Source organism: Paenibacillus sp. KS1 (assembly GCF_001680695.1).
In the GTDB taxonomy this organism is placed as follows: domain Bacteria; phylum Bacillota; class Bacilli; order Paenibacillales; family Paenibacillaceae; genus Paenibacillus_B; species Paenibacillus_B suaedae.
Genome location: NZ_MAIS01000070.1, coordinates 25427 through 33821, shown reverse-complemented (window position 1 = coordinate 33821; position 8395 = coordinate 25427). Strand labels below are relative to the sequence as shown.

Here is an 8395-nt window from a genome sequence, read left to right as displayed (position 1 = left end):
AATGGGGGCTGGCAAGCGCCTACCATTAGCTAAGAGCAAGGGTGTCCATCGCGAGGTGGTGTGAGAGGACGGGGGTTAGTCGCCCCTCCTACTCGATTATTTTCCAGTTAAAATTCTGGGGTGATTAGTGGTATCCTATTACAGGGTATGTCTACATTAGATGTAGTCGAATAGCGAGGTGTGCAATCATGGATATTATCGGATGGATGGCAGAGCAGAAGATTCAAGAGGCAATGAATGAAGGTGGATTCGATGAGCTGCCAGGCAAGGGGAAGCCTCTGGTGCTCAAAGACTTGTCGCATGTTCCTGAGGAATTGAGACCAGCTTATTTGATGATGCAGAATGCGGGCCTGTTGCCGGAAGAGCTGCATGTAGGACGCGAAGTCGTTCGCTTGGAACAGCTTCTCGCTGCCTGCACTCCCGAAGATGAACAGAAGATTGGTGACACACGCAGGCAGCTGAATGAACGGAAGCTGCGGCTGCAAATGATGATGGAGGAGCGGGGATGGGCTGTTGTACCTGCGTTCGCCCAGTATGAATCACAGATTGTGAACAAGGTTTCGCGTGTTACGGAGTCTCAGCGTGAGGACTAGAGTACAGGCTGGACAGCATAACAGCTGACGCATGTGAACCCGCTAACCAAGAAACGATAGATATAACCGTACATATCCCATCAGCGAGATGATGATATGTTCATTGCAATGTTGGTTGAGAAGGAAGGACAGGTGTACATTACGTATGACGACCTATTGGCAGCAACTTAGAAGAGAGCTCCCTCATTGGGTAGAGGAGAGCCGGACAGTATCACAGGATGGAGAGGTCGCTTCATATATACCGGGGCTTGCAAATGCTCCGAAGGATGGGCTGTGCATATCCTTGTTCGGTATTCAAGGTGAACAGGTGCATGCAGGCGATTGCAAGTTCAAGTTTACAATGCAAAGCATATCCAAAGTCTTCTCACTGCTCTTGGCCTTGCTCGATAGCGGCGAGGCAGTTGTATTTAATAAGGTAGGGATGGAGCCCACTGGTGATGATTTCAACTCGATCTTGAAGCTTGAGCTCGTTGACCCTGGGAAGCCGTTCAATCCCTTTATCAATGCAGGCGCGATTACTATCGCCTCGTTAATTGAGGGGGGAACGCCTGAGGAAAAATCAATGCGTATGCTTGAATTCATTCGAGAATTGGCGGATGACCCTACCATCACGTGGAATGAGGAAGTATACCAATCCGAGAAGGATACGGCACATCGGAATCGTTCATTGGCTTATTTCTTGAAGGATAATGGTGTACTTGAAGCGGATGTAGAGGATACGCTGGAGGTGTATTTCCGCCAATGCGCAATTGAGGTAAATACCGATCATCTTGCGCGTATGGCTCTTGTATTGGCAAATGGCGGCTGCAATCCACAGACAGGACGCTGCTACATTCCGAAGCATTATGTGCAAATTGCGAATTCGTTCATGGTGACGTGCGGCATGTACAATGCCTCGGGAGAATTTGCGATTCACGTGGGCATCCCGGCCAAGAGCGGTGTGTCTGGCGGTATTCTTGCAGTCATTCCTGGCAAGATGGGAATCGGTGTCGTTGGGCCGTCCCTGAATAAGAAAGGCAATAGTGTAGCAGGGGTACATCTGCTTGGCGCTTTGTCCGAAAGATACGATTGGAGCATTTTTTAGCACGCCACTAAGCCGCAATGAAGAACACGAAATGTGCTCCTCTTACATAGGCTGACATAGTACCTTCTTCGTACGGACTACTTAGAAACGAGGGATGTGGAAGATGTCGTCTAATGAACAGGGGATTACGTGTCGGGTAGGATCATTGCAATCCATCATACGAGTGCCTACTGTCCGATCGGTATCGGGTAAGCGGGATCGCATTCCAGAAACCTATCCGCCTATGGATTCGAGCATATTTGTAACCTCAGCAGCTAGTACCTATTCCCTAGCGGAGCAGGCAGTACGTGTGCTTGATCGACTGAGGAGCTCGCATTCTCTGGCGACTGCCGTTATGGATGCAGCGCAGCGGGGCGACAAGACTGAGGTGATACGGCTTATACGCGAGATCGGGGTACAGTCGAGGTTGGATGTAAAATTTACGCCAGATGGTATCCAAATCATTTTCAATACGGATCCTGCGGCGGGACGATGCTGCGAGCTGGAAGTGAAGATGCGCTGGAATCCGAGCTAATCCTAAGCAACAGAGAAAAGCGCCACATCCATGGGATGGGCGCTTTTGTATTTCATTGTGCTCAAAAAATAAGGATCATATCTTATTGATTCGCTGGGAATGATTCATGGAACACCGTACGCTCCAATGGCAAGCGGCTTGTTGCATGCGCAGGTGCAGCTGCTTTGCCAAGTGTAATAAGCATCACCGGCACATAGCGGGACGGGATGTTGAATTCCGTAACGAACTGCTCCTTGCTAAAGCCGCCCATTGAGCAAGTGTCCCAGCCTTTAGCTTTGGCAGCAAGCATCAATTGCATGGCAGCAAGTGAACTGTTGAGGATCGCTGCTTCGGTGCCAACCTGCTCGGAAGATGCATAGGCGCGGTTAATGTTGCCTACCAGTGTATCATGCACTTGCTGCGAGATGTTGCCTGCTTGCAGCTGCTCGCCATACAATTCTGACGCCATCAAGTTCGCTTGTGTGTCGCCAAGCACGGCAATGACAGCCGAGCAGTCAACAACCTGCTGCTGATTGTAGGCGATGGGCAGAAGCTTCTGCTTCGTATCTTCCTGTTGGAAGACGAGGAAGCGCCAATGCTGCAAGTTCCAAGCAGATGGTGCGGATCCGGCAAGCTCCAAGATCTCGTTCAATTCGGAAGAGGCAATTGGTGTATGTGGAACATACTTACGAACAGAGTGGCGCGACAGCATAGCTTCGCTTGCATTCATTGATGTAGTCATCGTATTTGGTCATCCTTTCAAGGCGATATTCGCATCTAGGGTATAATATTCTATTTCTAGCTTTTGCTAACAAATATATAGTAGCATAATTATCGTTATTGAAGCAACGATTCAACGATCAAGATGTTGAATGCGGAGACCGCTTAACTCACTTATAGCGTGTACATTTGTTATCTTGTTATGAGTATATTTTTCAGAAAAAGGTTGTTTTGGCACGAATGGGCGTAATGTACATAAGTTGCAGAACTGAAATTGATATGTATCATGATGAGTAAGGAAATATTGTCCGATGGTTCGACGTTTATGAAGAAGACATGAGTATGGCGTGTACATAAGAGCAAATACAAGGTGTGGAAGGAGTCGGGGATGGAGCATCATCAGATTGAAGTTGGACTAGCGGGCTGGGGGGATCAGGATGCGCTGTATGGGCCGGGGACAAGAGCTGCTGAGAAGCTAAGTGAATATGCACGGCATTTTTCCATCGTGGAATTGGACAGCTCTTTCTATGCTATTCCTTCTCCTGAGCGAATGCTGGGTTGGTGCGAACAGACACCTGAGCACTTCGGATTTATCGTTAAGGCGTATCAGGGGATGACAGGGCATTCTCGCGGTAAGCATCCTTATACGAGTACGAAGGAGATGTTTCACGTGTTCCGTCAATCCGTCGAGGCGCTTCAAGCAGCGGGCAAGCTTAGAACAGTGCTGTTTCAGTATCCTCCCTGGTTTCATTGCGACCGCAGAAATGTAGACATCTTACGGCGTACGCGGGAATGGATGGAGGGAGTGCCTGTTGCTCTTGAATTCAGACATCAGAGCTGGTTTGTGGAACCAGTGCGTGAGCGGACGCTTGCATTTATGCGCGAGGAAGGCTGGATTCATAGTATTTGCGATGAACCACAGGCAGGTGAAGGAAGTGTGCCAACGGTGCTTGTACCGACACAGGCAGAGGCTACCATGATTCGGATGCACGGCCGCAATGAATCTGGCTGGAATGCAAGCGGTCAGCCGAATTGGCGAGATGTTCGTTATTTGTACCGTTATGATGAGCAAGAGCTTACAGAGTGGAAGGGACATATCCAATCTCTCTTGATGAATACGAACCGCTGCTGGATGATCTTCAACAATAATTCGGGAGGCGATGCAGCGCACAATGGGAAGCAGTTCAAGCGTATGCTTGGACTGGAAGATCCGCCGCTCCCAGCTGAGCAGCTGACATTATTTGATTAAGAAGATAGGAACAGTTATTTTCAGAAATTGTTACTTCCTTTCAGTAAAAAAATGAGGTATACTTACCGCTACAATCATAAAGTAGCGTCTTCTCGTATAGGTGCAGGAATTGGCCTGCATGTTTCTACCCAATCACCGGAATGATTGGACTACGGGGAACCAGCGTGCCGCACATTATGTCGTGGATTTGGGTGAATACGTCCGTATTCCGTAATACTGCAGCGCGGCCGTTTCTTTCAGTGATTCTGCTGGGAAACGAGGTTCACAGTCGATAGCTTGCATGTTTGTTAGGCTGACGATTCGAATCGTACAAGCACTAACCAGCATTCAGGTTTCGTACAACCCGATTCCAATCACCTTCCTGCAGCGGAGGGGATTGGAATCGGGTTGTTGTCGTATTAGAGAAGAGAGACGTTCAACTGCACACGTCGAAAGGGGAACTGGACATGAAACAGCTTCAGGATAAGATTACTCAAGAGGGATTAGTGCTCGGCAACAATGTATTGAAGGTGGACTCGTTCCTTAATCATCAGATGGATCCAGCGCTTATGCAAGCGATTGGTCAAGAATTCGTGCGTCGTTATGCAGGTGAACGTATTACGAAGGTACTTACCATTGAATCTTCCGGAATCGCCCCAGGTTTGATGACAGCACTGGAGTTGAATGTACCTCTCATCTTCGCTCGCAAGCAGAAGTCATTGACACTGCGTGAAGACATTATTGTGGAGAAGGTATATTCCTTCACGAAGCAAGAGACGAATGAGGTAACGGTGTCGAAGCGCTTCTTGTCCGCTGATGATCGTGTACTGATCATTGATGATTTCCTTGCAAATGGTGAAGCGGCTTCTGGCCTGGCTCGCATTGTGGAGCAGGTAGGAGCAAGTGTAGCTGGTTTTGGAATCGTTATTGAGAAGTCGTTCCAACCAGGACGCCAAATGCTGCTCGATGCAGGATACCGTGTTGAATCCTTGGCTCGCATTGCTTCTCTGTCAAATGAGGGCGTAACATTCGTGGATGAAACTGCGGAAACGACATCGGACGCGTTGCAGCAATGAGCCGAGTCGATAACCGTATTTTTGTAAAAAATCGGCATCCGCTGCAAACCTTCTCGCTCGGCTTGCAGCATGTGCTCGCTATGTATGCCGGAGCGGTTATCGTTCCGCTCATCGTGGGCGGCAATTTAGGATTCAATCAAGAGCAAATTACGTACTTGGTTGCCATTGATTTATTTATGTGCGGGATCGCCACGCTGCTGCAAGTATTTGCGAATCGGTGGTTCGGCATTGGGATGCCTGTCGTGTTAGGCTGTGCGTTCCAAGCCGTTACGCCAATGATCGCAATCGGGAAGGATTTTGGCATTTCGTATATTTACGGAGCCATCATTGCAATGGGCATATTCGTCATCTTGTTCGGGGGCTTATTCGGCAAGTTAATTCGTCTATTTCCGCCTGTCGTAACGGGCTCTGTTGTAACGATTATCGGTGTAACGCTAATTCCTGTTGCGTTCACAGATTTAGGTGGAGGCCAGGGCAATCCGGACTTCGGAAGTCCAACGAACTTGCTGCTTGGCTTCGGCGTACTCATATTTATCGTTATTATGAACAAGCTGTCCGCTGGATTTATCCGTGCGGTATCGATTTTATTAGGGCTTGTCATTGGCACAACGATCGCAGCGCTCATGGGTCAGGTTGATTTCACTCCCGTAACGGAGGCATCCTGGTTCCATGCAGTACAGCCATTTTATTTCGGCGTTCCGAAATTTAATATGACGGCTATCCTGACTATGATTATTGTAGCAATGGTCGGCATTGCTGAATCCACAGGCGTGTTCATGGCTCTAGGCAAAATTATAGACCGCGACGTGGATTCGAAGGATCTGGCACGTGGTTACCGGGCAGAGGGTCTAGCTATAACGATTGGCGGTATCTTCAATGCTTTTCCATATACAACGTATTCGCAAAATGTCGGGCTTATCCAAATGAGCCGTGTGAAAACACGTGATGTGATCGTAGTAGCGGGCGGATTGCTGATGCTGCTTGGACTTGTACCGAAAATTGCTGCATTAACGACGTTGATTCCGAGTTCAGTGCTCGGCGGCGCCATGGTTGCCATGTTCGGTATGGTTGTGTCGAGCGGTCTGCGGATGCTCGGCTCTCAAGTAGATATGAATCGTCATGAGAATCTGCTCATTATTGCCTGCTCGGTAGGGATGGGACTTGGAGTAACGGTAGTGCCTCAATTGTTCGCGAGCCTGCCGTCAACGGTTCGAATCTTAACGGATAACGGAATCGTAGCAGGAACTTTTACCGCGCTGGTTATGAACCTGCTCTTCAACGGTACGAAGCAGCAATCTGATGGAACGCAGAGCGAGGAAGAAACTGAACATTCTGTAGCTTCTTAGGCTCTGAACAAGCTAGTCTGACAATAACCAATAGTGGAGGCCCATTGGATGAATTCCAATGGGTTTTTTGCTATGCGGTATGTGTGCTCAATCATCGCCACAAGGCTCGAGCCTTTGGTTTCATGCAGGTCATTAACAATGATATTCAATAAAGAAATTCATAAAGCTATGTAATTAAGACATGCAATTAAGCTGTTCATCACAAGCATTTTACATAAGCCACTCAAACCGTACTCGCACGAAATTGTCACATTTAAAGGGTGGTGCATACTAGACAAAATTGTGAAGAAGATTGGATAATTATGTTATTCATGTGATTGGGGGGATCGCAATGGGTTGGTTCCGAAAGGAAAGTAAGCAGTCAGCAGAAGTTAAGCCGATCAAATCGGAAATCGCAGAGGACGCACCGCAAACGATAGCAACTGAACGAATGATGAGCAATTGGTTGGATGATGTCTTTACCCAATATGAGAAGAAGGGCGGATTGGATGATTTGCCTGGCAAGGGCAAGCCGCTAGAGGTGCGAGGCGGAGATCCGTTGAATGGGGTGCTGCACAACGCGAATGTTGTCCCTTCCTAGCTTGCGCTTCAGCATGAGATTAGAGATGAACTGCAGCGTATTATGAAGCTGAGCAATGATCAGCCCCAAGCCGACGTATCGGCTGCGATGTCCGATGTGAATCAGAAAATCGTGAAATATAACGCGAGCGTGCCATCTACATTATTCCAGAAATCCAAGGTTACATTAGATACGATAGAGGGCCAATTGGCGAAATGGATGTAACAATAGTCCAGAAGCTGACATAAGAAGCAGATGCCCGCACGATCGGTTAGCGCCGATTGTGCGGGCATCTTACTGTTCAAGGAGCGAGTGGATTCGTCTCCTGCATCTTCAATTCCAGGGCAGCCATGTTGAAACCTTTATGCGGAATAGGATTTATTCGGGAAGAAGAGCGCTAATGTTCCTGGGCCTGAATGAGCGCCAACTGCGCAGCCAATGGAACTAATCAGGAAGTTCGTCATCCCGAAGCGTTCAGTAATCATCGATTTCAACTGCTCCATCGCTTCTGCGTCATCACCATGGGCGATGCCGATAACCTGCTGCTTATCATCGAGATTCGCTCGCTCCTCCATCAGTTCGACAAGGCGCTGAATGGATTTCTTTCTGCCTCTTACTTTATCGACGGGAATGAGTTTTCCATCCTCAACATGAAGCACGGGCTTAATATTGAGCAGTCCGCCAATGATGGCTGATGACTTGCTGACACGTCCGCCGCGATACAAATATTGCAGGTCATCGACCGTGAACACATGCTCCATTTGCCGGGCAAGGGATTGTGTGCGTGTAATAATCTCTTGCCTAGGCAATCCCTCACGCGCCCAGAGCGCAGCCTGTCTAACAACAAGGCCAAACCCGAGTGAAGCGCATTTGGAATCGATAATACTGCAAGTGAAGGACGGGAAGTCATCTTGTACCATATCATGCATAATGCGGGAAGAGGCATACGTTCCTGACAGTTCCGACGAGAACGCAATATAGATAGCTTCCTCGTTCGCTTCGGCAATCGATTGGAAGGTTGTCTGCAATACTTCCATCGAGAGTTGAGAAGTCTTATATACATTCCCTTCGCGCATGCCATCGAGCATGGCTTTCGGCGTAATAGTTACTCCGTCCTCATATTGTTTATTGTCTATAGTAACGATTAGCGGCATGACCGTAATTCCCAATTCGTCAATGACGGATTGAGGGAGGTCAACAGCGCTGTCGGTAAGAATGCGAATTGCCATAATCATTCTCCTTTTCTTCTTTCATGTTCATACCGAAGTACTTATCTCCATCATACCATGAGTTGAA

Annotated in this window: 10 protein-coding genes and 1 riboswitch; of the genes, 8 read left to right on the top strand and 2 right to left on the bottom strand. The window is 48.2% G+C overall.

Translation table 11 applies throughout. The features are described 5' to 3' along the window. Window positions 1-188: 188 nt before the first annotated feature. From BBG47_RS20455 to BBG47_RS20445, 3 genes are all read left to right on the top strand, one after another. The gene (locus BBG47_RS20455; RefSeq protein WP_065293254.1) at window positions 189-593 is read left to right on the top strand and encodes a DnaJ family domain-containing protein; all 405 of its coding nucleotides are present in this window, start codon (window positions 189-191) and stop codon (window positions 591-593) included. Window positions 594-738: 145 nt separating this feature from the next. Beyond that, a complete protein-coding gene (glsA, locus tag BBG47_RS20450; protein ID WP_065293253.1) occupies window positions 739-1677 on the top strand; it encodes a glutaminase A in 939 nt (312 codons plus the stop codon). Between the two features lie 103 nt (window positions 1678-1780). After that, entirely contained in the window at window positions 1781-2191 is a 411-nt protein-coding gene (locus BBG47_RS20445; protein ID WP_083189491.1) for a YuzC family spore coat inner layer protein, read from the top strand. Window positions 2192-2273: 82 nt separating this feature from the next. On the opposite strand, the gene BBG47_RS20440 is transcribed toward BBG47_RS20445, so the two are convergent. Further along, window positions 2274-2912: a nitroreductase family protein gene (locus BBG47_RS20440; RefSeq protein ID WP_065293252.1), complete on the bottom strand. Its 639-nt coding sequence runs from the start codon at window positions 2910-2912 to the stop codon at window positions 2274-2276. Window positions 2913-3278: 366 nt separating this feature from the next. On the opposite strand from BBG47_RS20440, the gene BBG47_RS20435 reads away from it, so the two are divergent. The 5 genes from BBG47_RS20435 to BBG47_RS30040 all read left to right on the top strand — a co-directional run bounded on the left by BBG47_RS20435 (window position 3279) and on the right by BBG47_RS30040 (window position 7324). Next, window positions 3279-4139 (top strand): DUF72 domain-containing protein, encoded by an 861-nt coding sequence (locus BBG47_RS20435; RefSeq protein ID WP_065293251.1) that lies wholly within the window; start codon window positions 3279-3281, stop codon window positions 4137-4139. Between the two features lie 72 nt (window positions 4140-4211). Continuing rightward, window positions 4212-4311: riboswitch (purine riboswitch) on the top strand. Window positions 4312-4585: 274 nt separating this feature from the next. Beyond that, a complete protein-coding gene (locus BBG47_RS20430) occupies window positions 4586-5194 on the top strand; it encodes a xanthine phosphoribosyltransferase (protein ID WP_065293250.1) in 609 nt (202 codons plus the stop codon). Beyond that, window positions 5191-6540 carry a nucleobase:cation symporter-2 family protein gene (locus tag BBG47_RS20425; protein WP_065293249.1) on the top strand — a complete coding sequence of 450 codons (1350 nt, stop codon included), beginning with the start codon at window positions 5191-5193 and terminating at the stop codon, window positions 6538-6540. The genes BBG47_RS20430 and BBG47_RS20425 overlap by 4 nt, the downstream gene beginning before the upstream one ends. 331 nt (window positions 6541-6871) lie before the next feature. Next, window positions 6872-7120: a DnaJ family domain-containing protein gene (locus BBG47_RS20420; RefSeq protein ID WP_065293248.1), complete on the top strand. Its 249-nt coding sequence runs from the start codon at window positions 6872-6874 to the stop codon at window positions 7118-7120. Between the two features lie 42 nt (window positions 7121-7162). Then, window positions 7163-7324, top strand: a complete 162-nt coding sequence (locus tag BBG47_RS30040) for a hypothetical protein (protein WP_175400592.1) — start codon at window positions 7163-7165, stop codon at window positions 7322-7324. A gap of 137 nt (window positions 7325-7461) precedes the next feature. Here the strand turns inward: BBG47_RS30040 and BBG47_RS20415 are convergent, their stop codons facing one another. After that, the gene (locus tag BBG47_RS20415; RefSeq protein ID WP_065293247.1) at window positions 7462-8328 is read right to left on the bottom strand and encodes a DegV family protein; all 867 of its coding nucleotides are present in this window, start codon (window positions 8326-8328) and stop codon (window positions 7462-7464) included. Window positions 8329-8395 lie beyond the last annotated feature (67 nt).

Coding starts and splice junctions, on each gene's coding strand:
- BBG47_RS20420 (WP_065293248.1), top strand. CDS start 6,872: ATGGGTTGGTTCCGAAAGGAAAGTAAGCAGTCAGCAGAAGTTAAGCCG.
- BBG47_RS30040 (WP_175400592.1), top strand. CDS start 7,163: ATGAAGCTGAGCAATGATCAGCCCCAAGCCGACGTATCGGCTGCGATG.
- BBG47_RS20455 (WP_065293254.1), top strand. CDS start 189: ATGGATATTATCGGATGGATGGCAGAGCAGAAGATTCAAGAGGCAATG.
- BBG47_RS20425 (WP_065293249.1), top strand. CDS start 5,191: ATGAGCCGAGTCGATAACCGTATTTTTGTAAAAAATCGGCATCCGCTG.
- BBG47_RS20430 (WP_065293250.1), top strand. CDS start 4,586: ATGAAACAGCTTCAGGATAAGATTACTCAAGAGGGATTAGTGCTCGGC.
- BBG47_RS20440 (WP_065293252.1), bottom strand. CDS start 2,912: ATGACTACATCAATGAATGCAAGCGAAGCTATGCTGTCGCGCCACTCT.
- BBG47_RS20415 (WP_065293247.1), bottom strand. CDS start 8,328: ATGGCAATTCGCATTCTTACCGACAGCGCTGTTGACCTCCCTCAATCC.
- glsA (WP_065293253.1), top strand. CDS start 739: ATGACGACCTATTGGCAGCAACTTAGAAGAGAGCTCCCTCATTGGGTA.
- BBG47_RS20435 (WP_065293251.1), top strand. CDS start 3,279: ATGGAGCATCATCAGATTGAAGTTGGACTAGCGGGCTGGGGGGATCAG.
- BBG47_RS20445 (WP_083189491.1), top strand. CDS start 1,781: ATGTCGTCTAATGAACAGGGGATTACGTGTCGGGTAGGATCATTGCAA.